This window comes from Stenotrophomonas sp. Y6 (genome assembly GCF_022436665.1).
Lineage (GTDB): Bacteria > Pseudomonadota > Gammaproteobacteria > Xanthomonadales > Xanthomonadaceae > Stenotrophomonas > Stenotrophomonas acidaminiphila_A.
In genome coordinates this window covers 97,137-123,631 of sequence record NZ_JAKUKB010000012.1, presented here as the reverse complement: position 1 = coordinate 123,631, position 26,495 = coordinate 97,137, and the positions used below count along the sequence as shown (strand labels likewise).

Below are 26,495 nucleotides of genomic sequence, written 5' to 3'. Positions count from 1 at the left end.
CGATTTGAAGATGATTTCACTCGCCATCGACGGTCTGCAGCACGAACTCACCCATCTGCGCGCGGGTGGGGTGTACTGGATCGCCTGCGCCGATGCAGGCCACGCCGACCTGTTCGCCGCCGGCGTCCTGGCCGGCGCGGATGCCGTGCCGCTGGCGGTGGTGGCCGCGCTCGGGCGCTCCCCCGCATCGATGGTGGCGCCGCTGGCGGTCCACCAGGGGCCGGCGCGGGTCCGCCTGCATGAAGCGGCGGTGGCCGACCTGGCGCCGGCGGTCCGCGCACTGCCGGCCGAGCTGGCGCGCTGCGCCGCCGCACGCCGTACCCTGTGCGTGGTGCAGGTGCCGGCGATCGCGCTCGAGGGCCTGCACGGCCCGCACCTCGCGCGCTGGTGCAGGCAGCTGCACGACTGGGCCGCCGCCGGCAGCCACTGCGTATTGCTGCTGTGCCATGGCGAGGTGGCCACGCTGGCGCCGCGCCTGCTGCCACTCAACCCGCTGTGCAGCGGCGTCGCCCAGCTGTACCCGCACCGCGGCGCGCTGCAATACCTGGTCCACTACTGGAGCAACGCCGAGGGCGTGTTCGCGCATCGCGATTTCGAGGCCCGCTGGCAGGGCTTCCGGCTCGGCGTGCTCGGCGCCGGCGACGGCGCGATGGCGGCGGCGCTGGCGCAGGAAGGCGGCGACCGCTTCCTCTACCTGGCGCAGGCCGACGCGCTGGAGGGCGCACCGCCGTTCTCCGCCGCCTGGCGCCTGTTCGAGAACTGGTCGGCGCTGGTCGCCGCGGCGCTGCAGGCGCAGGCGGCCACGGTGGTGCTGGCGATCGCCGAGAACGCCGATGTCGATGCCCTGGCGCGCATCGTGTTCCAGCTGCGCAGCGAGCGCGGCAACGGCCTGAAGCTTGTGATGCGCGAGATGCAGCCGTGCCTGCGCTATGCCGACGAACGCCTGCTGCTGGAGTCCGGCGCCAGCCTGGTGGCGCCGGCCAACCTGCCGCTGGCGCGTTTCCTGACCCTGCTGGAAACGATCCAGGGCCAGCTCTGGCAGGGGCGCCTGCCGCAGGATCCGGAACGGCTGATTCGCCTGCACCGGCCGCCGGACGTTGGTGGCATCGTCACCCCGGCGCAATTCCGGCAGCTGGCCGGCGAACTGCTCGAGCAGGGCGGTGGCGCGGTGGAAAGCGCGGTGCTGGTGCTGCAGCCGGTCGCCGGGCTGAGCCCGGTGCATGCGCTGCAGCAGCTGCAGATGCGCCGCCGCGGCGATTTCGCCTGCATGTACGCCGGCCAGGTGTGGCTGTTCCTGTTCGCCTGCCGCGGCGACGGTATCGAGCGCGCGCTGGGCAACCTGTTCCGGCTGCCCTGGCGGGAACTGTTCGATGGCTACGAGCGCCAGGCCGGGCACGACGTCGCCGCCATGAGCGCGGCCGGCGGCGGGCTTGCCGCGCCGCCGCCGCTGCAGGCGCCGCCGGTGCCGCCGGCACCCGCGCCGTCATGGACGGCGCCGCGGCCGATCCGCCTGGGAGGGGAAGGATGAACGACCAACAGGTATGGAGCCTGGTGGCCGCGTGTGCGCTGGTGATGATTCCGCTGGGCGTGATGCTCGGGACGATCCTGCGCGCGCTGCGCGCGCGCCTGCGCCGCGGCCTGCCACCGCGCTACCTCAAGCGGGTCGGCGAGCGCCGCCGCCGGGATGCGCCGCGGGGGCCGGCATGAGCGAGGCCCGCACCGCCGCCGCCGCGACCGCCACGCCGCACGCGTGGCCGGACCTGCGCGGCTGGAACCTGTACTTCCTGTCCAAGGTGATCCTCGCCTGGATGGGCGCGCTGGACCTGCACATCCTGCCCAACCTGCTGCTGCTGGCGGCGCTGCTGGTGCCGCTGCCGTGGCGCGGCGCGCGCATCGCGCGCACCGTGGTCGCGGTTCCGGTGGCGGTGGCGCTGTACTACCAGGACACCTGGTGGCCGCCGTTCGAGCGCCTGCTGGCGCAGCCCGGCGTGCTGGATTTCTCCGCCTCGTACTGGCTGGAGCTGCTGGGGCGCTTCATCAACTGGCAGATGGTCGCGCTGCTGGCGCTGCTGGTCTGCGGCTACCTGCTGCTCAAGCCGTGGCTGCGGGTCACCACGCTCAGCGTGCTGGGGATGCTGGGCATGGCGGCGATGGCGCTGCCGCTGCCGGCCGCGCTGCAGTCCGCCGGTGGTGGCGATGCCGGCGCAGCGCAGGGCGCCGGCGGGGCCGGTGCGGCCGCGCGCGGCGGCCCGGCCAACAACCAGACCCTGGACGCCTACCTGGCCGGCTTCTACCAGCAACAGGCCGGGCTGAAGACCGCCTTCCCGCCGGCCCACGGCGGCACCCCCTTCGACGTGATCGTGCTCAACATCTGTTCGTTGGCCTGGAGCGACCTGGAGGAAGTGGGCCTGCGCCAGAACCCGCTGTTCGACGGCATGGACGTGGTGTTCGACGCGTTCAACTCGGCCACCTCCTACAGCGGCCCGGCGGCGATCCGCCTGCTGCGCGCCAGCTGCGGCCAGACCTCGCACACCGCGCTGTTCGACCCGGTGCCGGCGCAGTGCCAGCTGTTCGCCAACCTGCAGGCGCTGGGGTTCCAGAACGAGCTGGCGATGAACCACGACGGCCACTTCGACGATTTCATCGGCGACCTCACCCGTTACGGCGGGCTGGCGGCCACGCCGCTGCCGATCGAGGGGTATCCGCGCGCGCTGATCGCCTTCGACAAGTCGCCGCTGCGCCGTGACGGCGACGTGCTGGGCGGCTGGCTCAAGCAGCGCCAGGCCGCCTCCAGCGCGCAGGTGGCGCTGTTCTACAACACGATCTCGCTGCATGACGGCAACCGCATCGTCGGTGCCGACGGGCGCGCGATGGCCAGCGACTACAAGGCGCGCGCGCAGATGGTGCTGGGCGACCTGCAGGGGTTCATCGACGCGCTGGAGAAGAACGGACGCCGCGCGGTGGTGGTGGTGGTGCCCGAGCACGGTGCGGCGCTGCACGGCGACCGCATGCAGATCCCGGGCATGCGCGAAATCCCCAGCCCGTCCATCACCCACGTCCCGGTGGGGGTGAAGCTGGTCGGCATGGGCATCCCGGCCGCGGCCGGTCCGCGCCACGTGACCGCCCCGAGCAGCTACCTGGCGCTGTCCGAACTGGTGGCGCGGATCTATGCGCTCAACGCCCAGGCCAGCGCCGACGAGCGCAACTGGGACGGCTTGCTGCAGGGGCTGCCGACGACCCCGTCGGTGTCGGAGAACGAAGGCGCCAAGGTGATGGAGTACGACGGCAAGCCGTGGCTGCAGCTCAAGGGCAGCCCGACGTGGACCCCTTATCCGGAGGACACGCCATGACCGGCAACCGGCTGCCCGCCGGCCTGACCTCGGAACAGGACGACATCGACGTGCTGCGCGCGCACCTGCAGATGCCGGAGCTGCCGTACCTGGACTTCTCCGCGCAGCGCGCGCGGTCGCAGGCGCTTGCGCGCTGGCCGTTGTTCGCCGAGCTGGCGGCGGAGCCGCGGCGATGAGTACCACGCTGTCCCTGCAGGGCGTGCGCGGTGGCGTCGGGGTGACGACGATGATCGCCGCGCTCGGCCATGCGCTGCATGCGCAGGGCGAACGCGTGCTGCTGGTCGAGTGCAGCCCCGACCATCTGCTCGGCCTGCACCTGGGCCTGCCCGCCGCCGAGGCGCGCGGCTGGGCGCGGGCCTGGCTGGACGATGGCGACTGGCGCGAGGCGGCGTTCGAAGCGCTGCCCGGGCTGGCGCTGCTGCCGTACGGGCACGCCAGCGACGCCGAGGTGGCCACCATCGAGGAGCGGCTGCGGCGCACGCCGCGGTTCTGGGCCGAGCGCCTGCCGCTGCTGGCCGCGCAGTTCGACTGGATCCTGTTCGACCTGCCGCAGCGGCTGCAAGCGCACGTCGACACGGTCAATCAGCACGCCGCCTGCGCACTGCCGCTGCGGCTGGCGACGGTGGACCCGGGCTGCCACGTGCTGCTGCAGCGGCGCGCACACGATGCGCGCCGGCTGCTGTGCAACCGCTACGACCCGGCGCTGGCGGTGCAGCGCGACCTGATGCAGCTGTGGATCGACGGCGGTCCGCCGCTGGTGCCGCAACCGCTGCACGAGGACGCCAACGTGGCGGCCGCGCTGGCACGCAAGCGGCCCCTGGGCGCCGACCCCGATGGCGCGCAGGCGGTGGCCGATGTCGCCAGCCTGGCGGTGTGGTGCCTGGCCGAGCGCGGACGCCTGCGCGCGCGCGCGGGACGGACGCCATGAGGCCGCGCCGCATGCGCTACCTGCGCTGGCCGCAACTGCGCGAGGCCGCGCGGGCGCCGCTGCCGACGCTGTGGCTGCTGTGGCTGCTGCAGGCCATGGGCTGGGCGCTGCTGCGGCTGGAAGGGCCGGCGTGGCAGGCACTGGCGCCGCGCCTGCCCGATGCCTTCCCGCAGCTGCGGGTCTACCGCCGCTGGCGCTTCGGCGACCCGCTGCGGATGCTGATCCAGGCCGGCTGGCTGCTGCTGGTGCGCATCACCCCGCAGACCTCGCATCGCCGCCACCGGCTGGCGGCGGCCCGGCGCCGCCATGTCGCCGGCCTGCGCGGCGCCGCCGACCGCGGCTGGCGGCGGTACCTGGACACGATGCGCGGGCTGCCGCGACGGGTCTGGAACAGCGCCGCGTGGCAGCGCGCGCGCATGACCCTGGGCGCGCTGTCCAGGCGCACGCGGCGGTGGCTGACGTACGGCGTCGGCGTGGCCACGCTGGGCCTGGCGCTGCTGTGCGTCACCCAGCCGTTCAGCTATTTCGCGCAGTTCGTGTTCGTGCTGCTGCTGTGGGGCATCGCGCTGCTGGTGCGGCGCATGCCGGGGCGCTACGCCACGCTGATCCTGGTGGTGCTGTCGATCACCGTGTCGTGCCGCTACCTGTGGTGGCGTTACACCGCCACGCTCAACTGGAACAACGATTTCGACCTGGCCTGCGGCGTGGTCCTGCTCGCGGCCGAGACCTATTCGTGGCTGGTGCTGATGCTGGGCTACGTGCAGGTGGCGTGGCCGCTGCAGCGCAAGCCTTCGGCGCTGCCGGCCGATCCGCGCGACTGGCCGACCGTGGACGTGCTGATCCCCACCTACAACGAGGAACTGTCGCTGGTACGGCACACCGTGAATGCGGCGCTGGGCCTGGACTGGCCGGCGGACAAGCTGCGCATCCACCTGCTCGATGACGGCAGGCGCCCGGAGTTCCGCGCGTTCGCCGCCGAGGCCGGGGTCAACTACATCACCCGCAGCGACAACCGCCACGCCAAGGCCGGCAACCTCAACCATGCGCTGACCCAGCTCGACGGCGAGCTGGTGGCGATCTTCGACTGCGACCACCTGCCGGTGCGTTCGTTCCTGCAGGTCACCACCGGCTGGTTCCTGCGCGATGCGAAGCTGGCGCTGGTACAGACCCCGCACCACTTCTTCTCGCCGGACCCGTTCGAGCGCAACCTGCGCGTGTTCCGCCGCGACCCCAACGAGGGCGAGCTGTTCTACGGCCTGGTGCAGGACGGCAACGACCTGTGGAACGCGGCGTTCTTCTGCGGTTCGTGCGCGGTGCTGCGGCGCGCGGCGATCGACGATATCGGCGGCTTCGCCACCGAGACCGTCACCGAGGACGCGCACACCGCGCTGCGCCTGCACCGCAACGGCTGGAACTCGGCCTACCTGCGCATTCCGCAGGCCGCGGGCCTGGCCACCGACAGCCTCGGCGCCCACGTCAACCAGCGCATCCGCTGGGCGCGCGGCATGGTGCAGATCTTCCGCATCGACAACCCGCTGCTGGGCAAGGGCCTGAGCCTGTTCCAGCGCTTCTGCTACGCCAACGCGATGCTGCACTTCCTGGCCGGCATCCCGCGGCTGGTGTTCCTGACCGCACCGCTGGCGTTCCTGCTGCTGCACGTCTACATCATCTACGCGCCGGCGGTGGCGATCCTGCTGTTCGTGCTGCCGCACATGGCGCACGCCAACCTCACCAACTCGCGGATCCAGGGGCAGTGGCGCCGGCCGTTCTGGGGCGAGGTCTACGAGACCGTGCTGGCCTGGTACATCGCGCGGCCGACCACGGTGGCGCTGTTCAGCCCGGCCAAGGGCAAGTTCAACGTCACCGAGAAGGGTGGCACCCAGGCCGGCGACCGCTTCGACTGGAAGGTGGCCCAGCCCTACCTGGTGCTGGCGCTGCTCAACGTCGCCGGGCTCGGGTTCGCGGTGTGGCGCTTCCTGCACGGCCCGGCCGACGAGCGCGGCACGGTGATCGTCAGTTCGCTGTGGGTGCTGTACAACCTGCTCATCGTCGGCGGCGCGCTGGCGGTGGCGGCCGAAGTGCAGCAGGTGCGCCGTACCCATCGCGTCAGCCAGCGCCTGCCGATGGCACTGCGCCTGCCCGACGGCCGCACCCTGCGCGGGGTCATGCACGACTATTCCAACGACGGTGTCGGCCTGGAGCTGGCGCGCGCGCCCGCGCAGGAACTCGCCGCCGGCACCGCGGTGACCCTGCTGCTCGGCCGCGGCCGCCGCGAGTTCGCGTTCGCCGCGGTGGTCCAGCGCAGCGTCGGCGCGCGCCTGGGCCTGCTGCTGCGGTTCGACGACGAATCGCAGCGGGTGGAGTTCGTGCAGTGCACCTTCGCCCGCGCCGATGCCTGGCTGGACTGGCACGCCGGCTACCAGCCGATGAGCCTGCCGCGCAGCCTGTGGAGCGTGATCAAGCTCGGCTGGCAGGGCTACCGCCGGATCGGCGATTTCGCGCCGATCGATCTCGACCGGCCGATGCACTGGAGCCGCCGCGCGATGCGCTGGGTGGCCAGTTTCGCGCCGCAACGTCCGCTTCCTTCCTACCCGGCTGACCCAGCCGCTGACCCGGGGCTTCGTCCATGAGCATTTCCACTTCGCTGCGCTGGTTGCTGCTGCCGCTGTTGGCGCTGCCGGTCGCCAACGGTTCCAGTGCGCCGCAGGCGGCAACGGCGGCCGCCGCCCCGGTCGCCGATGCCACGCCAGCGCCCGGCGCCGCCGCGATCACGCCGCCGCCGTCGGCGGCGGCCGCAACGGGGCCGGCCTGGGCCGGCGCCACCTGGCCGTGGCAGCGCGCCAGCACCCTGGCCCAGCTTGGCCGCCGCCAGGACACGCTGCTGTCCGGCATCCGCAACACCACCACCTTCGAGTTCCAGGTGCGCCGCGACCGCCTGGTGCGCGCGGCCGAACTCGACCTGGCCTTCACCCCGTCGCCGTCGCTGCTGCCGACGCTGTCGCACCTGCGGGTCTATCTCAACGACGCGCTGATGGACGTGGTGTCGATCGGCAACGACCAGCTCGGCCGGCCGGTGCAGGCCAAGGTGCCGCTGGACGCACGGCTGATCGCCGACTTCAACCAGGTGCGGCTGGAGTTCGTCGGCCACTACACCGACATCTGCGAGGAGCCGACCCACAGCTCGCTGTGGGTCAACCTGTCCAGCAACAGCACCCTGCGCCTGGGCGGCCAGCCGCTGGCGATGCAGGACGACCTGGCCAACTTCCCGCTGCCGTTCTTCGATCCGCGCGACAGCGCGCGGCTGGAACTGCCGGTGGTGTTCGCCGGGTCGCCGTCGGTGGCGCAGCAGCGTGCGGCCGCGCTGATGGCGTCGTACTTCGGCAGCATGGCCGGCTGGTGGCGGCAGGCGCGGTTCCCGGTCAGTTTCGACCGGCTGCCGGCGCAGGGCCACGCGGTGGTGATGGCGGTGAACGGCCGGTTCCCTTCGGTGATCGCCGACCATGCGCCGGTGCAGGGGCCGGTGATCGAACTGCGGTCGCTGCCGGATGACCCGCAGCGCAAGCTGCTGCTGGTGCTGGGCCGCAATGACGCGGACCTGCAGACCGCGGTGTCGGCCATCGCCGCCGGCAACGTGCTGTTCCGTGGGACCCGCGTGCAGGTGGACGAGGTCAAGCCGCTGGCGCCGCGCAAGCCCTACGACGCGCCGAACTGGGTGCGCACCGACCGCGCCGTGCGCTTCGGCGAGCTGCTGGACTACCCGCAGCAGCTGCGCGCCAGCGGCATCGCGCCGCAGCCGATCGTGCTCAACCTCAACCTGCCGCCGGACCTGTTCATCTGGCGCAACCAGGGCATTCCGCTCAACCTGCGCTACCGCTACACGCCGCCGTTCAGCAGCGACGAGTCGCGCCTGAGCGTGGGCATCAACGACCAGTTCATTTCCAGCTTCCCGCTGATCCGCCGGTCCGGCAAGCAGGGCCTGGAGGAGATCCGGCTGCCGGTGCTCAGCGGCGATGCCGGCGCCGGCGACGGCAAGCTGCTGATCCCGGCGCTGAAGATCGGCGACCGCAACCAGCTGCGCTTCGATTTCAACTTCGCCAGCGTCATGGGCAGCGCCCAGCGCGACCATTGCCAGACGGTGCTGCCGCCCAACCTGCAGGCCGCGATCGAGGAGGATTCGACCATCGATTTCTCCGGCTTCCACCACTACATGGGCCTGCCGGACCTGGCCGCGTTCGCGCTCAGCGGCTTCCCGTTCACGCGCATGGCCGACCTGTCCGAGACGGTGGTGCTGATGCCGCCGCGCGCCAACCCGGCGCAGGTCGGGCTGCTGTTGAACCTGGTCGGCGGGCTGGGCGTGCAGAGCGGCTATCCGGCCTATGGCCTGCGCGTGAGCGACGACTGGAAGCAGGCCGCGCGGCTGGACGCCGACGTGCTGATGCTGGGCGAACTGCCGCAGGAACTGCGCGGCAGCGACCAGCTGTCGCTGATGATCGACAACCAGCGCACCACGCTGCGCAATGGCCGGGTGGGCTCGCCGCAGGAAGCGGTGATCGAGGCGCGCCTGGGCAGCAGCGGCAGCGATGCGGCGATCAACCGTGTCGGCGTCACCGCCGACGCGCCGTTCGCCGCCATCATCGGCCTGCAGTCGCCGCACCACGCCCAGCGCAGCATCGTCTCGCTGGCCGCCAGCAAGGACGCGGACTACGCATTGCTCGACGACGCGCTCAGCGACATCGGCAAGCGCGAGGCCATTGCCGGTTCAGTATCGATCCTGCGCAGTTCCGGCATCCACAGCCAGTTCGTCGGCGAGCACTACTATGTCGGCTCGCTGCCCTGGTGGCTGCTGCTCTGGTATCACCTGGCCGACCATCCGGTGCTGCTGGCGGTGCTGGCCACGGTGGTGGTGCTGATGGTGGCGTTCCTGCTGTGGCGCGCGCTGCGCTGGGTGTCGCGGCGCCGGCTGGAAGCGGCGGACCAGGGATGAGCCGCCGGCTTCCGCTGCCGCTGGCGCTGCTGGTCGGCCTGGCCGCGGTCGGCCAGGTGGGCGCGCAGGCGCTGCCGCCCACCCCGGGAGGCAGCCTGGCCTCGCAGCGGCAATGGCTGCTGCAGCAGGTGCGCATCGGCGAGGCCACCGGGCGCCAGCGGCTGATCGAGGACGCGCTGGCGCGGCTGCGCCTGCTGGCGCCGGACGACCGCGCCACGATGCTGGCGATCCTGGAAGTGCAGTTGTCGCAGCAGAAGATCGACGACGCCACCGCGACCCTGGCGCGGCTGCGCCAGGTGGGCGCCGGCAGCCGCGAGCTGGCGGCCGGCGAACGCCTTTGGTCGGCGTATCGCGGCGACATGCAGGCGCAGTTGCAGGAGGCGCGCATGCTCGCCACCGGCGGGCGCAACGCCGAGGCGCTGGCGATCTACCGCCGGTTGTTCAACGATGACCCGCCGGGCATGCAGCTGGGCCTGGAATACTGGCGCCTGCGCGGCGCCGAAGCGGCCGGCCGGCCGCTGGCGATCCGCCGCCTGGCGGCGCTCGACGAGGCCTATCCCGGCAACACCGCGCTGCTGCAGGCGCTGGCGCAGCTGCTGTTCGCCGCCGGTCGCGACGGCGAGGCGCTGGCCGCGCTGCAGCGCATGGGCAACAACCCCGAAGCGCTCACCTATGCCGCCGACGCCGAATGGGATTACCTGTCCGCGCGCCAGGCCGACGCCACCAACGTACGCCGGCTGCAATCCTTCATCGCCCGCTATCCCGGCTGGGCGAACATCGACGAGGCGCGCACGCTCTACGACGAACAGCGCAGGCGGGTGGGCAACCCGGCCTGGCTGGCCGGGCTGCGCGGCACGCAGCTGCTCGACACCGGCCGCAACGCGGAGGCCGAGGCCGCGTTCCGCCAGGCCCTGGCCGGCTTCCCGGACGAGGCCGACTTCCACGGCGGGCTGGGGCTGGCGCTGATGCGCCAGGGCCAGCGCGAACCGGCGCTGGCGCAGTTCCAGAAGGCGCAGCAGCTGCAGGCCGATACCAGCAACAGCGACAAGTGGCGCGACCTGATCGCCAGCACCCGCTACTGGCTGGTGATGGAGCAGGCCGATGCCGCGCTGGAAGCCGGCGAGCTCGATCGCGCGCAGTCCCTGTACGCGCAGGCGCGCCGCCAGCAGCCGCGCGAGATCAACGCCCAGCTCGGGCTGGTGGACGTGGCGGTGGCGCGCGGCGACGACGACGCGGCCAGCCGCGAACTGCAGGCCGCACGGCGCATCGCGCCGAACGACGCCAACGTGGTGCGCAAACTGGTGCAGTTCTACGGTCGCACCGATCCACAACGGATGGAGGCCTACATCGCCAGCCTTCCGGCGCCCCAGCGCGCGCTGTATGCCGATGAGCTGCGTGCGCTGCAGCTGGCGCGGTTGCGCGAGCGGCGCGAGCGTGCGCTGGCCGCGGGCGACATGGCCGAGGCCATCGCGCTGGGCCGCGAGCTGCGCCGCGAACAGCCCGACGACCCGTGGCTGGCCTACTCGCAGGCCAACGCGCTGCGCGCCGGCGGTGCGGTCGACGAGGCCGACGCGGTGATCGCCGACATGGCCGCCAGGGCCGGCAACACGCCGGCGGCACGTTACGCGCAGGCGCTGTACCTGTCCGGTTCTGATCGCATCCCCGCGGCGCTGGCCGCGCTGGACGCGCTTCCCACCGCGCAGTGGGACGACGACATGCATGCGCTGGCCACGCGCCTGCGCCGGCAGCAGGCCACCGCACGCGCCTGGGAACTGCGCGCGGCCGGCCGCGAGGACGAGGCCGTCGCGCTGTTGCGGCAGTTGCCGCAGGACGCGGACATCGTGCTGATGCTGGCCGACTGGGCGCGGCTGCGCGGCGACAGCGGCCAGGCACTGCAGCTTTACGCGCAGGTGCTGCAGGCCCAGCCCGGCAACGCCGATGCGCAGCTGGGCAGCGTGCAGGCACTGATCGACCGCGGCGACCTGGCAGCCGCGCGCGCGCGCATGGCGTCGCCGCCGGTGCTGGCGCCCGGCGACATCGGCCAGCAGCGGCAGCTCGCCGCGATCTGGTCCGCGCTGGGCGACGACGCCCGGGCGCTGGACGTCCTGCGCGGGGTGCTGGCGGCCGCCGACGGCCCCGACCCGCAGTCCTGGCGCGATGCCGCGCGGCTGCTGCGCGGCCGCGACCCGCAGCAGGCGCTGGACATGTATGCGCGTGCGATGGCCGACAACGGCCTGATCGCGCCAGGGCAGGCACAGCCGCGCGACGACCGCGCGCTGACCCGCGCCAGCCGCGAGACCGCCGGCGACGACTGGCTGCGGCGCAGCCTGCGCGGCGACGTGGAAAGCCTGTACCTGGAGCAGAACCCGACGTTGACGCTGATGCAGGACGCGGGCCGCCGCAGCGACGGCACCCCGGGCATCTCCAGGCTCGCGCGAGACACCCGCATCGTCCACCTCGACGCGCCGTTCGCCGGCGGGCTGGGCTGGGCGCGGCTGGAACAGGTGCGGCTGGACGCGCGCCGTTTCGAAACCGACGCCAATGGTTTCCACGACCAGGACTTCGGCAGCTGCCAGCTGTACCTGCTGCGCGCGGACGGCAGCCGGCTGCAGGCACCGGGCTGCGACACCCGCCTGCACCAGCGCATGAACTCCGGTGCGGGCCTGGCCCTGGGCTGGCGTACGCGCGACGACCGCTGGCGTTTCGACATCGGCCACACGCCCGCCGGCTACGTGGTTGGCAACTGGCTCGGCGGCGCCACCGTCAATGGCGACCTTGGCCGCTTCGGCTGGGGCGCGACGCTGTCGCGGCGGCCGATGACCAACTCGCTGCTGTCGCAGGCCGGCGCGGTGGATCCGCGCAGCGGCATCGCCTGGGGCGGGGTGACCGCCAACGGCGTGACCTTCAGCCTCGGCTACGACCAGGGCGGTCGCAACGGCATGTGGTCCAACTGGAGCTGGCATCGCCTGACCGGCCGCAACGTCATGGACAACGACCGCGCGCGCGCAATGGCCGGCTGGTACCACAAGCTGGTGCAGCGCCCCGACCTGCGGGTGGATGTCGGCCTGACCGGCATGTACTGGCGCTATGCGCGCGACCTGGGCGGCTATTCGCTGGGGCAGGGCGGCTATTACAGCCCACAGCAGTACGCGTCGCTGAGCGTGCCGGCGAGCCTGGCCTGGCGCAACGACGACTGGTCGCTGCGGGTCGATGCCTCGCTGAGCGTCTCGCGTGCGCGCACCCGCGCGATCAGCCGCTTCCCCGAGGCATCGCTGGTCGACCGGGTGCTGGCCCAGCTGCAGCCGCTGTATGGCCCGCTCACCCTGGACCCGGCCGGGCTGTACAGCGCCGATGCCAGCAGCACCGGGACCGGCCACCGCCTGTACCTGGCGCTGGAGCGCCGGCTCGGCGACCACCTGGTGCTGGGCGCCGCCGGCACCGTGCAGCGCAGCCAGGATTACTCGCCGAACACGTTCCAGCTGTATCTGCGCTATACCCTCAAGCCCTGGCAGGGCAACCTGCCGCTGCCGGTCACACCGCTGGTGCCCTATGGCGAACTCCGCTGACCCCGCGCGCCGCGCGCTGTTGCAGGCGCTGGCGGCCGCACCGTTGTTGGGCCTGGTGCCGGCCGCCGCCGCGGCCACCGGCTGGCCGCGCTGGCAGGTGCTGGTGGACAGCAGCCTGAGCGCCGACGGGCGCATGATCGACCGCAGCCAGGACGACCTGCGCAGCACCTCCGAAGGCCAGTCCTACGCGCTGTTCTTCGCGCTGGTGGACAACGACCAGGCGCTGTTCGACCGGGTCCTGGCGTGGACGGTGGACAACCTTGCCGCCGGCGACATGGGCAAGCGCCTGCCGGCCTGGTTGTGGGGACGCGATGCCAAGGGCGGCTGGGGCGTGCTCGACGCCAACCCCGCCGCCGATTCGGACCTGTGGCTGGCCTATGCGCTGCTCGAGGCCGGCCGGCTGTGGCATCGCCCGGCGCTGCAGCGCATCGGCCAGGACATGCTGGCGCAGGTGCGCGCCAGCGAGATCGTCGACCTGCCCGGGTTGGGGCCGATGCTGCTGCCCGGTCCGCAGGGCTTCGTCGAGGACGGCGCCACCCGGGTCAATCCCAGCTACCTGCCACTGCCGCTGCTGCGCCGCTTCGCCGCGGTGGACCGCGACGGCCCATGGTCCGCGCTGGCCGGCAATACCCTGGAGCTGCTGCGGCAGACCGCGCCGCACGGCTTCGCCCCGGACTGGGCGGCATGGCGCGACGGCACCTTCGTGGCCGACCCGGTGCGGGGCGCCAGCGGCAGCTACGACGCCATCCGCTGCTACCTGTGGGCGGGCCTGCTGTCGCCGCGCGACCGCCTGTTCCGGGCGCAGCTGCAGGCGCTGGCCGGACCGCTGCGGCGGCTGCGCGACGGCGCCCCGATGTGGGAGAAGGTCGACACCCGCAGCGGCGTGGGCAGCGGCGAAGGCGGCTATGGGTTCCGCGCCGCGCTGGTGCCGTACCTGCTGGCGCAGGGCGAACGCGGGTTGGCGCAGTCGCTGCAGGCCAGCCTGCCCACCCCCGACCGGCAGCGCAGCGACGCGCCCGCCTACTATGCGCAGATGCTGACCCTGTTCGGCGACGGCTGGGCCGAGGGACGTTACCGTTTCGGCGCCGACGGGCAGTTGCAGCCGCGCTGGCGCTGAGGCGACCGCCCCGCCAACCGCCGGCTGCGTTCTGGCTAGAATGCGTCCCTTCCAACAGGCGCGGGCATGGGGATGCACGACAACGACCACTGCATCAACTGCGCACGCGCGGTCACCGGCCCGGAGCAGAAGTTCTGCCCCGGCTGCGGCCAGCCCACGCCGGTCCACCGCATCGACTGGCATTTCCTCGGCCACGAGCTGGAGCACAGCGTGCTGCACATGGACCGCGGCATCCTGTATTCGCTCAGGGAACTGATGCTGCGCCCGGGCAGGTTGATGCGCGACTACATCGACGGGCGCCGCGGCAACCACGTCAAGCCGCTGCTGCTGGTCATGGTGACCGCGGCGGCGGTGGTGCTGCTCAGCCGGCTGTTCGCCGGCGGCACGGTGATGGAGACGGATGCGCCCGCGGGCATGGCGCAGGGGCTCGAGCCGGGTGCCGCGGCGCTGGTGGCGCGGTACGTCGCCGCGAGCAAGGCGGTCGCCGGCTGGATCGACGCGCATTTCGCCGCCTTCACGCTGGCGCTGCTGCCGATCGAAGCCTGGGTGCTGCGGCTGGTGTTCGGCCGCTATGGACGCCTGAACTATCCCGAATGGCTGGTCATCACCGCCTTGCTGACGGTGCAGGTCTTCGTGGTCTGGAGCGTGCTGATCCCGTTCGAGCGCTGGATCCCGAGTACCCAGGTATGGGTGGGGCTGGCCGGCGTCGCCTACGCGGTGTACTCGTTGCTGCAGTTCTTCGAGGGGCGCCCGGCCTGGTCGACGATATGGCGCGCCCTGCTGGGCTACGGCGTGTTCTCGGTACTGAGTTCCGTGGCCGTGGCCATGGCCATCTTCATGCTGATGCTGGCGTCGTGAGCGGCCGCCGCGCTGGCCGCGAACCGGCGGGTGCCGGTTTCACTCCAGCGCGAAGCGCAGCACGAACAGCCCCGCCACCAGCCACAACGCCGGCCGCGCCTCGCGCCAGCGGCCGGTGCCGGCCTTGAGCACGGCATAGGCGATGAAGCCGAACGCCAGGCCGTTGGCGATGGAGTAGGTGAAGGGCATGGCCAGCGCGCACAGTGCCGCCGGCACCGATTCGGTGAGGTCGCCCCATTCGACGTTGACCAGCTCGCGCAGCATCAGCCCGGCCACGAACAGCAGCGCCGGCGCGGTCGCATAGGCCGGCACCATGCCCGCCAGCGGCGAGAACAGCAGCGCGGCCAGGAACAGCGCCGCCACCACCAGCGCGGTCAACCCGGTGCGGCCACCGGCCTGCACCCCGGAGGCGCTCTCGGCGAAGGCGGTGGTGGAACTGGTGCCCAGCAGCGAACCGGCGACGATCGCGCTGCTGTCGGCCAGCAGCGCGCGGCCGAAGCGCTTCCTGCCATCGGCCAGCTCGAGCAGGCCGGCGCGGCCGACCACGCCGTACAGCGTGCCGGTGGCGTCGAACACCTCCACCAGCACGAACACCAGCACCACCTGCAGCAGCACCGCCAGCGGCGCGCCGCCGTCGTGGTGCAGCAGCCCGGGCAGGTCCAGCTGCAGGAAGGTCGGCGCCAGGCTCGGCGGCAGCGATACCAGGCCCTGGTACTGCACGTCGCCGGCCAGCCAGCCGGCGGCGGTGACCGCGAGGATGCCGATCAGGATGGCGCCGCGCACGCGCCGCGCCTCGAGCACGGCGATCAGCAGGAAGCCGCCCAGCGCCAGCAGCGGCGGCACGGTGTTCAGCGGGCCCAGCGCCAGCATGGTGTCCTGGTTGGCGACGATCACGTTGGATTTCTGCAGCGCGATGATCGCCAGGAACAGGCCGATGCCGGCGACGATGGACGCGCGCAGCGAGGCGGGGATACCGGCCACCAGCCACGCGCGGATGCCGCTCAGCGACAGCACCAGGAACACCAGCCCGGAAATGAACACCGCCGCCAGCGCCTGCTGCCACGGCAGCCCGGCCGCGCCGACCACGGTGAAGGCGAAGAACGCGTTCAGGCCCATGCCCGGCGCCATGCCGACCGGGAAGTTGGCCGCCAGCGCCATCACCGTCGAGCCGATCGCCGCGGCCAGGCAGGTGGCCACGAACACCGCGCCCGGGTCCATGCCGGTGGTGCCGAGGATGTCGGGGTTGACGAACACGATGTAGGACATCGTCAGGAAGGTGGTCAGCCCGGCCAGCACTTCGGTGCGGACGTCGGTGCCGTGCTGGCGGAGCTTGAACAGGCGGTCGAGGAGGCGCATGGGGGAATCCGGGCTGCCGGGTGGGGGAGGACGCGCTGCCCCTGGGGTGAAGGGGGCAGCGCCGGGGCGGCCGCCACGCCCATCCTGCGGTCGCGGCCATGACGGGGGCGTCGCCACGCGCCGTGCCGGCCGGCACCCATGTCCGGGCGGGGCGGGGGCTGGAAAGCGGACGGCCGCATCGCTGCGGCCGTCCGGGTGCTGCTTACTTCAGTGCCTTGAACCGCAGGCGCTTGGGACCGGCGTCGTCGCCGAGGCGGCGCTTCTTGTCCTCTTCGTACTCGCGGTAGTTGCCCTGGAAGAACTCCACGTGCGAGTCGCCCTCGAAGGCGATGATGTGGGTGGCGATGCGGTCCAGGAACCAGCGGTCGTGCGAAATGACGAAGGTGTTGCCCGGGAACTCCAGCAGCGCGTCTTCCAGCGCGCGCAGGGTTTCGATGTCCAGGTCGTTGGACGGTTCGTCGAGCAGCAGCACGTTGCCACCCTGCAGCAGGGTCTTGGCCATGTGCAGGCGGCCGCGTTCACCACCGGACAGCGAGCCGACCATCTTCTGCTGGTCCTGGCCCTTGAAGTTGAAGCGGCCGATGTAGGCGCGCGACTGGATCTCGACGCCGTTGATGTTGAGGATGTCCAGGCCGCCGGAGATTTCCTGGAAGACGGTGTGGTTGCCTTCCAGCTTCTCGCGGCTCTGGTCCACGTAGGACAGCTGCACCGTCGGGCCGATCACGATCTCGCCCGAATCCGGCTTCTCCTGCCCGGTGATCATCTTGAACAGGGTCGACTTGCCGGCGCCGTTGGGGCCGATGATGCCGACGATGGCGCCCGGCGGGATGATCATCGACAGGTTGTCGATCAGCAGGCGGTCGCCGAACTTCTTGGAGACGTTCCGGAACTCCATCACCGAATTGCCCAGGCGCTCGCCCGGCGGAATGAAGATCTCGTTGGTCTCGTTGCGCTTCTGGTAATCGACCGACTGCAGCTCTTCCAGGCGGGCCAGGCGCGCCTTGCCCTTGGAGCGGCCACCCTTGGCGTTCTGCCGCGACCACTCCAGTTCCTTGGCAATCGCCTTCTGGCGGGCCTTTTCCTGGTTCTCTTCCTGCTTGAGCCGCTCTTCCTTCTGCTCCAGCCACTGGGTGTAGTTGCCCTTCCACGGGATGCCGCGGCCGCGGTCCAGTTCCAGGATCCACTCGGCGGCGTTGTCCAGGAAGTAGCGGTCATGGGTGACGGCCACCACGGTGCCGGTGTAGCGGTGCAGGAACTGCTCCAGCCACTCCACCGACTCGGCGTCCAGGTGGTTGGTCGGTTCGTCGAGCAGCAGCATGTCCGGCTTCTGCAGCAGCAGGCGGCACAGCGCGACGCGGCGCTTCTCGCCGCCGGACAGCTTGCCGATCACCGCGTCCCACGGCGGCAGCCGCAGCGCATCGGCGGCCACGTCCAGCTGCTGTTCGACGGTGTGCGCGTCACCGGCGGCGAGGATCGCCTCCAGGCGCTCCTGCTCCTTGGCCAGCGCGTCGAAATCGGCGCCTTCCTCGGCGTAGGCCGCGTACACGGCTTCCAGTGCGGCCTGCGCCTGCAGCACGTCGCCCACGCCTTCTTCCACGGCCTGGCGCACGGTGTGCTCCGGGTTCAGCTCCGGCTCCTGGGCCAGGTAACCGACCTTGATGCCGGGCTGCGGGCGGGCCTCGCCCTCGAAATCGGTGTCCACGCCGGCCATGATCTTGAGCACGGTGGACTTGCCGGCGCCGTTCAGGCCCAACAGGCCGATCTTGGCGCCCGGGAAGAACGACAGCGAGATGTCCTTGATGATCTGCCGCTTGGGCGGGACCACCTTGCTGACGCGGTTCATGGTGTAGATGTATTGCGAGGACATGACGTCTCCGTAGCGCACGCCCGCGCCCGGTCCGCAAGGCGGACGAGCCCGAGGCAAAAGGGAATGGGCGATTATAGCGGGAAGCCGCCCCGCACCGGCGGCCGCGGCACGGCTGGCCGGACCATGAATGGCGGTATCGGTAACCGTTTCCAGCCGGAAACCGTTCAGATCGCGTGAGCATGATGGAATGCGTCCATCAACACCGCGAGGGCCACCATGAAGATGCACCGACTTGCAGTCGCCGCGATGACCACCCTGCTGGCCTTCGGCGCCACGGCCCCGGCCTTCGCCGCCGGCGACCGCGACCACGATCGCGGCCGCCACGGCTGGGACGACCGCGGCCGCGGCCACGGCCATGACCGCCGCGAGTGGCGCGAGGACCGCCGCGACTGGCGTGACGACCGCCGCCACTACAACGCCGGCTACCGCGAGGGCTACCGCGACGCCCGCCACAACGACCGCCGCTACTACGCCCCGCCGCCGCGCGTGGTCTACCGCCCCTATGGGTTCGAGCGCGGCTACCGCTACAGCAACTACTACGGCGGCCCGGTCTACGTGGTCAACGACTACGACCGTTACCACCTGCGCCGGCCGCCGCACGGCCACCGCTGGATCCGCGACGACCGCGGCAACCTGCTGATGGTGGCCATCGCCACCGGCATCATCGCCGACATCGTGTTCAACCACTGAGCCGGCGGCGGTCGCGTGACGGCAGGGCGCCCCCGGGGCGCCCTTGCTTTTCGGGCGCGGCGCGGGCGGCGGCCGGTGCGGGGTCGGGGAAGCGCTACAATCGGCGCTCTCCCCGCCCACCTCCCAGGAGCCGAGATGTTCCCGCGTGACGCCCGTATCGAGTCCTACGACCCCGAGTTGGCCAAGGCCATTGCCGCCGAATGCCAGCGCCAGGAAGACCATGTCGAGCTGATCGCCAGCGAGAACTACGCCAGCCCGATGGTGATGGAAGCCCAGGGCAGCCAGCTGACCAACAAGTACGCCGAGGGTTACCCGGGCAAGCGCTACTACGGCGGCTGCGAGTACGTGGACATCGCCGAGAAGCTGGCCATCGACCGGCTCAAGCAGCTGTTCGGCGCCGACTATGCCAACGTGCAGCCGCACAGCGGCTCGCAGGCCAACCAGGCCGTGTACTTCGCGCTGCTGCAGCCGGGCGATACCATCCTTGGCATGAGCCTGGCCCACGGTGGCCACCTGACCCACGGCGCCAAGGTCAACGCTTCGGGCAAACTGTTCAATGCCGTGCAGTACGGGGTGAACGAGCAGGGCCTGATCGACTACGACGAAGTCGAGCGGTTGGCGCTGGAGCACAAGCCGAAGATGGTCGTGGCCGGGTTCTCGGCCTATTCGCAGATCGTCGACTGGGCGCGCTTCCGCGCCATCGCCGACAAGGTCGGCGCCTACCTGTTCGTGGACATGGCGCACGTGGCCGGCCTGGTCGCCGCCGGCGTCTACCCGAACCCGATCGAGCACGCCCACGTGGTCACTTCGACCACCCACAAGACCCTGCGCGGCCCGCGCGGCGGCATCATCATCGCCAAGGGCGCCGGCGAGGAGATCGAGAAGAAGCTGCAGTCGATCGTGTTCCCGGGCATCCAGGGCGGCCCGCTGATGCACGTCATCGCGGCCAAGGCGGTGGCCTTCAAGGAAGCACTGGAGCCGGCGTTCAAGGCCTACCAGCAGCAGGTGGTGAAGAACGCCCAGGCGATGGCCGAAACGCTGATCGCGCGCGGCTACAAGATCGTGTCCGGCGGCACCCAGAACCACCTGATGCTGGTGGACATGATCGGCAAGGACGTGTCCGGCAAGGACGCGGAAGCGGCGCTGGGCAAGGCCCACATCACCGTCAACAAGAACTCGGTGCCGAACGACCCGCGTTCGCCGTTCGTCACCTCGGGCCTGCGCCTGGGTACCCCGGCCATCACCACCCGCGGCTACAGGGAGCCGGACTGCGTGGCGCTGGCCAACTGGATCGCCGACGTGCTGGACAACCCGAACGACGACAACGTCATCGCCGGCGTGCGCGAGAACGTGACCCTGCAGTGCCGGCAGTTCCCGGTCTACGGCTGACAGGGGACAGGGAGGACACCCCATGGCACGTTCCCGCCATGGGGTCTTCGGCAAGCTGGCCGTTCCAGGAGGAAGAATGAAGCGAGTGCTGTGTGGTCTTGCCCTGTTGTTCTGCATGGTGTCGCTGCAGGCGTGCGCGGAGGAGGCCGAGCTGACATCGCGGCGGGATCATTCGCTCAATGCCAACCGCGATCTCCCCATCACCTGCAAGCAGGGTGATCTGGAGCGCGTGCCGGGCAGGACCCTGGGCCAGGTGTTCGGTGATGCCTGGCCTGTGCAGCCCGAACCGGCCTCTCCGCAGGCGCACGAGGCGGCGCGGGTGCTCGCCGTCCAGTCCAATCCGGCGCTGACCCGTGGGTTGCCGCCGCAACCTGGCCTGGTAGTCACCGCGGTGCTGGTGGACAGCACGGGAAAAGCACTGGATGTGGTGCCGGTCTGCGCGACCGACGAAGGCTATGACGTTGTCACCAAGCGCCTGCTGATGCGCGCCAGATACCGGCCGGCGACGGTGAATGCGCAGCCGATCACCAGTGTGGCGATGGTGGTTTCCCGCTACCGGAACTCGATGTTTCAGGGTAACGGCGAGCGTTGACGCATCGGACGCTGCGCCCGGATCGCGGGTAACCTGTGTTCGCGTCCTGATCCTCTCCACTGGTTCCAGCCCATGCACTGTCCCTTCTGCCAGCACACCGATACCCGCGTGATCGACTCGCGCGTTTCCGAGGATGGGGCGACCATCCGCCGCCGGCGCGGCTGCGAAGCCTGCGGCGAGCGCTTTTCCACGCTGGAGACCATCGAGCTGAAGCTGCCGGTCATCGTCAAGAGCGATGGCGGGCGCGAGGCGTTCGATGCGCGCAAGCTGCGGGTCGGCTTCGACCGCGCGCTGCAGAAGCGGCCGGTGGCGGAGGAGCGGATCGAGGCGGCGGTGCGCGCGGTGGTGCACCAGCTGCGCATGAGCGGCGAGCGCGAGGTACCGTCGATCCGCGTCGGTGAGTTCGTGATGGACGAACTGCGCAAGCTCGACCATGTCGGCTACGTGCGCTTCGCCTCGGTCTACCGCAGCTTCGAGGACGTGGCCGACTTCCGCGACGAGATCGAGAAGCTCGAGCGCGACCACCCGGCCGGCGACGAGCAGCTGTCGCTGCTGGACGCCGCCACCGCCGCACGCCGCGAGCGCAAGGCATCGCGCTGACGCCGGTGCGCATCGTCGGTCTGCAGGCGCGGCCCGGGTGGCTGCCGGCGTTGGCGCGGGCGCATGTGCAGGCCTTCGGCACGCTGCTGCCGGCGTGGACCGTCGAACAGGCCGAGGCCGAGCTGCGCATGCAGCGCGACGACACCATTCCCTGTACCTGGGTGGCCGAGGACGACGCCGGCTGGCTGGGCTCGGTGAGCCTGCTGCATGACGACCACGAGCAGATCCGTGGCTGGTCGCCGTGGCTGGCGTCGCTGTACGTGCGGCCCGATGCGCGTGGCCGCGGCGTTGGCGCGCGGCTGGTCCGGCACTGCGTGGCGCAGGCCGCGCAGCTGGGCGTGCCGCGCCTGTATCTTTACTGCGAGGCGGCGATGGTGCCGTGGTACCACGCACTGGGCTGGGCACCACATACCCGGCTGCAGCTCGGGCCACTGGCGGTCACCGTGATGCGGATCGATCCGGCGCCGCCCCGAGGCGGTACGCCACCTGTTTCCGATGAGGTTTCCCATGCATGAGTTCACCGCCACCGATCACCAGATGATGGCGCGCGCGCTGCGCCTGGCCGAACGCGGGGCATGGACCACCCGGCCCAATCCGATGGTCGGCTGCGTCATCGCCCACGGCGACGCGGTCGTCGGCGAGGGTTTCCACCAGCGTGCCGGCGGCCCGCATGCCGAGGTGTTCGCGCTGCGCGCGGCCGGCGCGCGCGCGCGCGGCGCCACCGCCTACGTCACCCTGGAGCCGTGTGCGCACTACGGGCGTACGCCGCCGTGCGCCCTGGCGCTGATCGAGGCGGGCGTGGCGCGGGTGGTCGCGGCGATGGGCGATCCGTTCCCGGATGTCGATGGCGGCGGCTTCGCGCTGTTGCGCCAGGCCGGGATCGAGGTGGCGGTCGGGTTGATGGCCGGGCAGGCGCGCGCGTTGAACCGTGGCTTCCTGTCGCGCATCGAGCGCGGCCGGCCACTGGTGCGGGTGAAGCTGGCCGCCAGCCTGGACGGGCGCACCGCCATGGCCGGCGGCGAATCCAAGTGGATCACCGGCGAGGCGGCACGCGCCGACGTGCAGCGCTGGCGTGCGCGTGCCGGGGCGATCCTGACCGGCGCGGCGACGGTGCTGGCCGACGACCCGGCGCTGACCGCGCGCCCGGAGGCCGGCGAGTTCCTGCCGCCGCTGCGGGTGGTGCTCGACGCGCGGCTGCGCACGCTGGCCTGCGCGCGGGTACGTGACGGCGGCGCGCCCACGCTGTACCTGCACGATCCGGCGTTGCCGGCGCCGGTGCTGCAGGGCGCCGAGTTCGCCGCCGCGCCGCTGCTGGCCGATGGCCGCTTCGACCTGGCCGCGGTAATGGCGCTGCTGGCCGCGCGCGGCATCAACGAGGTCCACGTCGAAGCCGGCCCGACCCTGTGCGGGGCGTTGCTGCGCGCGGGGCTGGTCGACGAGCTGCTGCTGTACCTGGCGCCGTTGCTGATGGGCGAGGGCGCGCGTCCGCTGCTGGCCGGGCTGGGCATCGACACGATGGCGCAGGCACGGCCGCTGCAGGTGGGCGACCTGCGCATGGTCGGCAAGGACCTGCGCCTGCTGCTGCACCCCGCCACCCCGTAGGTGCGGGATCAGCCCGCACTGCGCCCCGTCGCTCGGTAGGTGCGGGGCTTGCCCCGCACGCTCCCGCCACGGTTCGCGGAAAACCGTGCCGGGCAAGCCCGGCACCTACGGAGGTGCGATGCCGCCGCAACGTGCAGGGGCGCACGTGCGGGCGAGGATGTGCGGCCACGGAGGTGGGCTGCCGCCGCGATGTGCGGGCGAGGGTGTGCGGCCGCTGGAGGTAGGTGCGGGGCTTGCCCCGCACAGGGTCGGCAAGGACCTGCGGCTGCACCCCGCCATCCCGTAGGTGCGGGGCTCGCCCCGCACGTTCCTGCCACGGTTCGCGGAAAGCCGTGCCGGGCAAGCACGGCACCTACGGAGGTGGGCTGCCGCTGCAACACTGCCATCCATCTGCCGGACAGGTCCGCTGCGGGCGGGCTGGTACAATGCGCCGGCCGGTTCGCCGGCAACCACGAACGTCTTCAGGGCGGGGTGTAATTCCCCACCGGCGGTAGGTGCGCGGTTCCCCGAGGGGAGCGTGCACGAGCCCGCGAGCGCCGAGGCCGGCACGCGAGTCCGCTCGCGGGAATCCGCACCATGCGGGTTCCAGCGGCCGAGGGTCAGCAGATCCGGTCCGATGCCGGAGCCGACGGTTGGCGATGCCGCGAATGCGGTGCCGCCTAGAGTCCGGATGAAAGAAGACGGCCCGCGCGCGGCCCCGCCGTGCGTGTGCCTGTATGCCTTGCGGCGTTTTTCGCTCTCCAACCGCGGGAAACGTTCATGAAAACCCTCTCCATACTCCATCCGCTCTCCCGGCCGCTGGCCATGGGGGTGCGCTGATGTTCACCGGCATCATCGAAGGCGTCGGCCGCCTGGCCGCGCATGAGCCCGTCGGCGGCGACGTCCGCTTTACCTTCGAGGTCGGCAGCCTGCCGTTCGAGCAGGTGCGGCTGGGCGAGAGCATCGCGGTCAACGGCGTGTGCCTGACCGTGATCGCATTCGACGCCAGCGCGTTCCAGGCCGATGCCTCCACCGAGACCCTGGGCCTGACCACGCTCGGCCGGCTCGCGGTCGGCGCGGCGTTGAACCTGGAGCGCGCCATGCGCCCGAGCGACCGCCTTGGCGGCCACCTGGTCAGCGGCCACGTCGATGGCATCGGCACGGTACTGTCGATCCATGACGACGCCCGCGCGCAGCGCTGGCGCTTCGCCGCACCGGCACCGCTGCTGAAGTACATCGCCAAGAAGGGCTCGATCTGCGTCGATGGCGTCAGCCTCACCGTCAACGAGGCCGACGACGCCGGTTTCGAGGTGGCGCTGATTCCGCACACCGTCGCCCATACCCGTTTCGCCCACACCGGCGTCGGCGACGCCGTCAATCTGGAAATCGACCTGGTGGCGCGCTATGTGGAAAAGCTGATCGGAATGCCGGCCGACGGCCGGCATCCACAAGGCCAGGGAGCCAGCGCATGAACTTCGCCCCCGTCCCCGAACTGCTGGAAGAGATCCGCGCCGGCCGCATGGTGGTGATCGTCGACGACGAGGACCGCGAGAACGAAGGCGACCTGATCATGGCCGCCGAGCTGGTCAAGCCGTCGGACATCAATTTCATGGTCACCCACGGCCGTGGCCTGGTGTGCCTGCCGCTGACCCGCGAGCGCGCCGGCCAGCTCGGGTTGGCGCCGATGGTGCGCGCCAACACCGCGCAGTTCCAGACCAACTTCACGGTCAGCATCGAGGCCGCCGAGGGCGTGACCACCGGCATCTCCGCCGCCGACCGCGCCCACACCATCCGCACCGCGGTCAGGCCCGATGCGCGGCCGTCGGACCTGCACCAGCCCGGCCACATCTTCCCGCTGATCGCCCAGCCCGGCGGCGTGCTGACCCGCGCCGGCCACACCGAGGCCGGGGTCGACCTGGCGATGCTGGCCGGGCTGGAGCCGGCCGGCGTGCTGGTGGAAATCCTCAACCCCGACGGCACCATGGCGCGGCGCCCCGAGCTGGAGGTGTTCGCGCGTGAGCACGGGCTGAAGATGGGCTCGATCGCCGACCTGATCGCCTACCGCCTGGCCACCGAGCACACCGTCGAACGCGTGGACGAGCGCGAGATCGACACCGAGTTCGGCGCCTTCACCCTGGTCACCTACCGCGACCGCATCGCCCACGACCTGCATTTCGCGCTGGTCAAGGGCCAGCCGCACAAGGACACCCCGACCTTGGTGCGGGTGCAGGTCGAGAACCCGCTGGCCGACCTGCTGCACTGGCGCCGCGACGATTTCGGCGTGGCCGCCACCGACGCGCTGCGCGCCATCGCCAGTGAAGGCCACGGGGTGATGGTGGTGCTGTCGGCGCCGCGCGATTCCGACGCGCTGCTGGCGCGCCTGCGGCGCGAGCCGGAAGTGCGCCCGGCCGGCAAGGACAAGGACGTGGGCCAGTGGCGCCGCAACGGTGCCGGCGCGCAGATCCTGGCCGACCTGGGCCTGGGCAAGCTGCGCGTGCTCGGTACCCCGCGCCGGCAGATCGGCCTGGCCGGGTATGGCCTGGAGATCGTCGAGACCCTGCAGCCCTGAGCGCCGCGGGGGGGGGGGGGGGGCCCCCCCCGGCGCCCGTCGTGTGCGGGGCACGCCCCGCACCTACACGGTAAACTGACCCACCTTTTGCATCGCACCGCCCCATGAGCCACTACGAAGGCGACCTCCGCCCGGCCGGATCGGCCCGTTTCGTCATCATCGCCAGCCGCTGGAACGCGCGCATCACCGACGTGCTGGTGGCCGGCGCGCGGCAGAGCCTGGCCGGCAACGGCATCGGCGAGGACGCCATCGACGTGGTACGCGTGCCCGGCGCCTGGGAGATCCCGCTGGTCGCCACCCGCCTGGCCGCCGCCGGCCGGCATGCGGCCATCATCACCCTGGGCTGCGTGATCCGCGGCGACACCCGCCACTACGAGCACGTGGCCGACCGCTGCGCCGAGGGGCTGATGCGCGCGCAGCTGGATTTCGGCGTGCCGGTGCTCAATGGCGTGCTGGCGGTCGAACGGGTGGAGGATGCCGAGGCCCGCGCCGGCGGCAGCCACGGCAACAAGGGCGAGGAAGCCGCACTGGCGGCGTTGGAAATGGTCAATCTTCTGGAGCAGCTGCCATGAGCAACAAGAACCACGGCAAGCCTGCCGGCAAGCCCTTCCGCCGCGACGGCGTCGACCCGGTGCTGCGTTCGCGCGCGCGCCGGCGTGCGCTGCAGGCGATCTATGCGTGGCAGATTTCCGGCGGCAACGCCGAGTCCCTGCTGGCCCAGTTCGCCCACGAGCAGGCGCATGAAGTGGCCGACCTGGCTTACTTCGAGAACCTGCTGCGCGGGGTGCTCGACCACCGCCGCGAGCTGGACGAGGCGCTGGCGCCTTTCGTGGACCGCCCGGTCGAAGAGGTCGACGCGATCGAACGCGCGGTGCTGCGCGTGGCCGCCTACGAGCTGCGCCACCGCGTCGACGTGCCGTACCGGGTGGTGATCAACGAGGCCATCGAGACCGCCAAGCGTTTCGGCTCCGAGCATGGCCACACCTACGTCAATGGCGTGCTCGACCGCGCCGCCGTGGAATGGCGCAAGGTCGAATCGGGCCAGTAA

Annotated in this window: 22 protein-coding genes; 20 read left to right on the top strand and 2 right to left on the bottom strand. The window is 71.5% G+C overall.

Annotated elements, in window-relative coordinates:
• Window positions 1–10: 10 nt before the first annotated feature.
• The 10 genes from MKP15_RS15140 to MKP15_RS15095 all read left to right on the top strand — a co-directional run bounded on the left by MKP15_RS15140 (window position 11) and on the right by MKP15_RS15095 (window position 14,803).
• Window positions 11–1,528, top strand: coding sequence for a BcsE family c-di-GMP-binding protein (locus MKP15_RS15140; RefSeq protein ID WP_240213270.1), 1,518 nt, complete (start codon window positions 11–13; stop codon window positions 1,526–1,528).
• Entirely contained in the window at window positions 1,525–1,707 is a 183-nt protein-coding gene (gene bcsF, locus MKP15_RS15135) for a cellulose biosynthesis protein BcsF (RefSeq protein ID WP_240213269.1), read from the top strand. The genes MKP15_RS15140 and bcsF overlap by 4 nt, the downstream gene beginning before the upstream one ends.
• Complete coding sequence (gene bcsG, locus MKP15_RS15130; RefSeq protein ID WP_240213268.1) at window positions 1,704–3,350, top strand: cellulose biosynthesis protein BcsG; 1,647 nt, start codon at window positions 1,704–1,706, stop codon at window positions 3,348–3,350. The genes bcsF and bcsG overlap by 4 nt, the downstream gene beginning before the upstream one ends.
• Entirely contained in the window at window positions 3,347–3,526 is a 180-nt protein-coding gene (bcsR, locus tag MKP15_RS15125; RefSeq protein ID WP_161613778.1) for a cellulose biosynthesis protein BcsR, read from the top strand. Before bcsG ends, bcsR begins: the two co-directional genes overlap by 4 nt.
• Entirely contained in the window at window positions 3,523–4,278 is a 756-nt protein-coding gene (gene bcsQ / locus MKP15_RS15120) for a cellulose biosynthesis protein BcsQ (RefSeq protein WP_240213267.1), read from the top strand. The genes bcsR and bcsQ overlap by 4 nt, the downstream gene beginning before the upstream one ends.
• On the top strand, window positions 4,275–6,908 hold the full coding sequence (bcsA, locus tag MKP15_RS15115; protein WP_240213266.1) for a UDP-forming cellulose synthase catalytic subunit: 2,634 nt from the start codon (window positions 4,275–4,277) through the stop codon (window positions 6,906–6,908). Before bcsQ ends, bcsA begins: the two co-directional genes overlap by 4 nt.
• Window positions 6,905–9,262 carry a cellulose biosynthesis cyclic di-GMP-binding regulatory protein BcsB gene (bcsB, locus tag MKP15_RS15110; RefSeq protein WP_240213265.1) on the top strand — a complete coding sequence of 786 codons (2,358 nt, stop codon included), beginning with the start codon at window positions 6,905–6,907 and terminating at the stop codon, window positions 9,260–9,262. Before bcsA ends, bcsB begins: the two co-directional genes overlap by 4 nt.
• The gene (bcsC, locus tag MKP15_RS15105) at window positions 9,259–12,828 is read left to right on the top strand and encodes a cellulose synthase complex outer membrane protein BcsC (RefSeq protein WP_240213264.1); all 3,570 of its coding nucleotides are present in this window, start codon (window positions 9,259–9,261) and stop codon (window positions 12,826–12,828) included. The genes bcsB and bcsC overlap by 4 nt, the downstream gene beginning before the upstream one ends.
• Window positions 12,812–13,945, top strand: a complete 1,134-nt coding sequence (gene bcsZ, locus MKP15_RS15100) for a cellulose synthase complex periplasmic endoglucanase BcsZ (RefSeq protein WP_240213263.1) — start codon at window positions 12,812–12,814, stop codon at window positions 13,943–13,945. The genes bcsC and bcsZ overlap by 17 nt, the downstream gene beginning before the upstream one ends.
• Window positions 13,946–14,011: 66 nt before the next feature.
• Entirely contained in the window at window positions 14,012–14,803 is a 792-nt protein-coding gene (locus tag MKP15_RS15095; protein ID WP_104939622.1) for a DUF3667 domain-containing protein, read from the top strand.
• A gap of 39 nt (window positions 14,804–14,842) precedes the next feature.
• On the opposite strand, the gene MKP15_RS15090 is transcribed toward MKP15_RS15095, so the two are convergent.
• Both MKP15_RS15090 and ettA read right to left on the bottom strand, forming a co-directional pair.
• On the bottom strand, window positions 14,843–16,159 hold the full coding sequence (locus MKP15_RS15090) for an NCS2 family permease (protein ID WP_161613785.1): 1,317 nt from the start codon (window positions 16,157–16,159) through the stop codon (window positions 14,843–14,845).
• A 202-nt stretch (window positions 16,160–16,361) separates the two neighbouring features.
• Complete coding sequence (gene ettA, locus MKP15_RS15085) at window positions 16,362–18,026, bottom strand: energy-dependent translational throttle protein EttA (RefSeq protein ID WP_104939620.1); 1,665 nt, start codon at window positions 18,024–18,026, stop codon at window positions 16,362–16,364.
• A 216-nt stretch (window positions 18,027–18,242) separates the two neighbouring features.
• On the opposite strand from ettA, the gene MKP15_RS15080 reads away from it, so the two are divergent.
• From MKP15_RS15080 to nusB, 10 genes are all read left to right on the top strand, one after another.
• Window positions 18,243–18,716: an RcnB family protein gene (locus MKP15_RS15080; RefSeq protein WP_104939619.1), complete on the top strand. Its 474-nt coding sequence runs from the start codon at window positions 18,243–18,245 to the stop codon at window positions 18,714–18,716.
• Between the two features lie 135 nt (window positions 18,717–18,851).
• On the top strand, window positions 18,852–20,105 hold the full coding sequence (gene glyA / locus MKP15_RS15075; RefSeq protein WP_240213262.1) for a serine hydroxymethyltransferase: 1,254 nt from the start codon (window positions 18,852–18,854) through the stop codon (window positions 20,103–20,105).
• Window positions 20,106–20,181: 76 nt separating this feature from the next.
• A complete protein-coding gene (locus MKP15_RS15070; RefSeq protein WP_240213261.1) occupies window positions 20,182–20,697 on the top strand; it encodes a hypothetical protein in 516 nt (171 codons plus the stop codon).
• 72 nt (window positions 20,698–20,769) lie between these two features.
• Window positions 20,770–21,297, top strand: coding sequence for a transcriptional regulator NrdR (gene nrdR, locus MKP15_RS15065; RefSeq protein ID WP_054667620.1), 528 nt, complete (start codon window positions 20,770–20,772; stop codon window positions 21,295–21,297).
• Entirely contained in the window at window positions 21,294–21,812 is a 519-nt protein-coding gene (locus MKP15_RS15060; protein ID WP_104939616.1) for a GNAT family N-acetyltransferase, read from the top strand. The genes nrdR and MKP15_RS15060 overlap by 4 nt, the downstream gene beginning before the upstream one ends.
• A complete protein-coding gene (ribD, locus tag MKP15_RS15055; RefSeq protein WP_240213260.1) occupies window positions 21,805–22,899 on the top strand; it encodes a bifunctional diaminohydroxyphosphoribosylaminopyrimidine deaminase/5-amino-6-(5-phosphoribosylamino)uracil reductase RibD in 1,095 nt (364 codons plus the stop codon). The genes MKP15_RS15060 and ribD overlap by 8 nt, the downstream gene beginning before the upstream one ends.
• Before the next feature lie 818 nt (window positions 22,900–23,717).
• Window positions 23,718–24,350, top strand: a complete 633-nt coding sequence (locus MKP15_RS15050) for a riboflavin synthase (protein ID WP_240213259.1) — start codon at window positions 23,718–23,720, stop codon at window positions 24,348–24,350.
• Entirely contained in the window at window positions 24,347–25,447 is a 1,101-nt protein-coding gene (gene ribB, locus MKP15_RS15045) for a 3,4-dihydroxy-2-butanone-4-phosphate synthase (protein ID WP_240213258.1), read from the top strand. Before MKP15_RS15050 ends, ribB begins: the two co-directional genes overlap by 4 nt.
• Window positions 25,448–25,551: 104 nt before the next feature.
• Window positions 25,552–26,019: a 6,7-dimethyl-8-ribityllumazine synthase gene (gene ribH, locus MKP15_RS15040; protein ID WP_054667615.1), complete on the top strand. Its 468-nt coding sequence runs from the start codon at window positions 25,552–25,554 to the stop codon at window positions 26,017–26,019.
• Window positions 26,016–26,495, top strand: coding sequence for a transcription antitermination factor NusB (gene nusB / locus MKP15_RS15035; protein WP_104939612.1), 480 nt, complete (start codon window positions 26,016–26,018; stop codon window positions 26,493–26,495). Before ribH ends, nusB begins: the two co-directional genes overlap by 4 nt.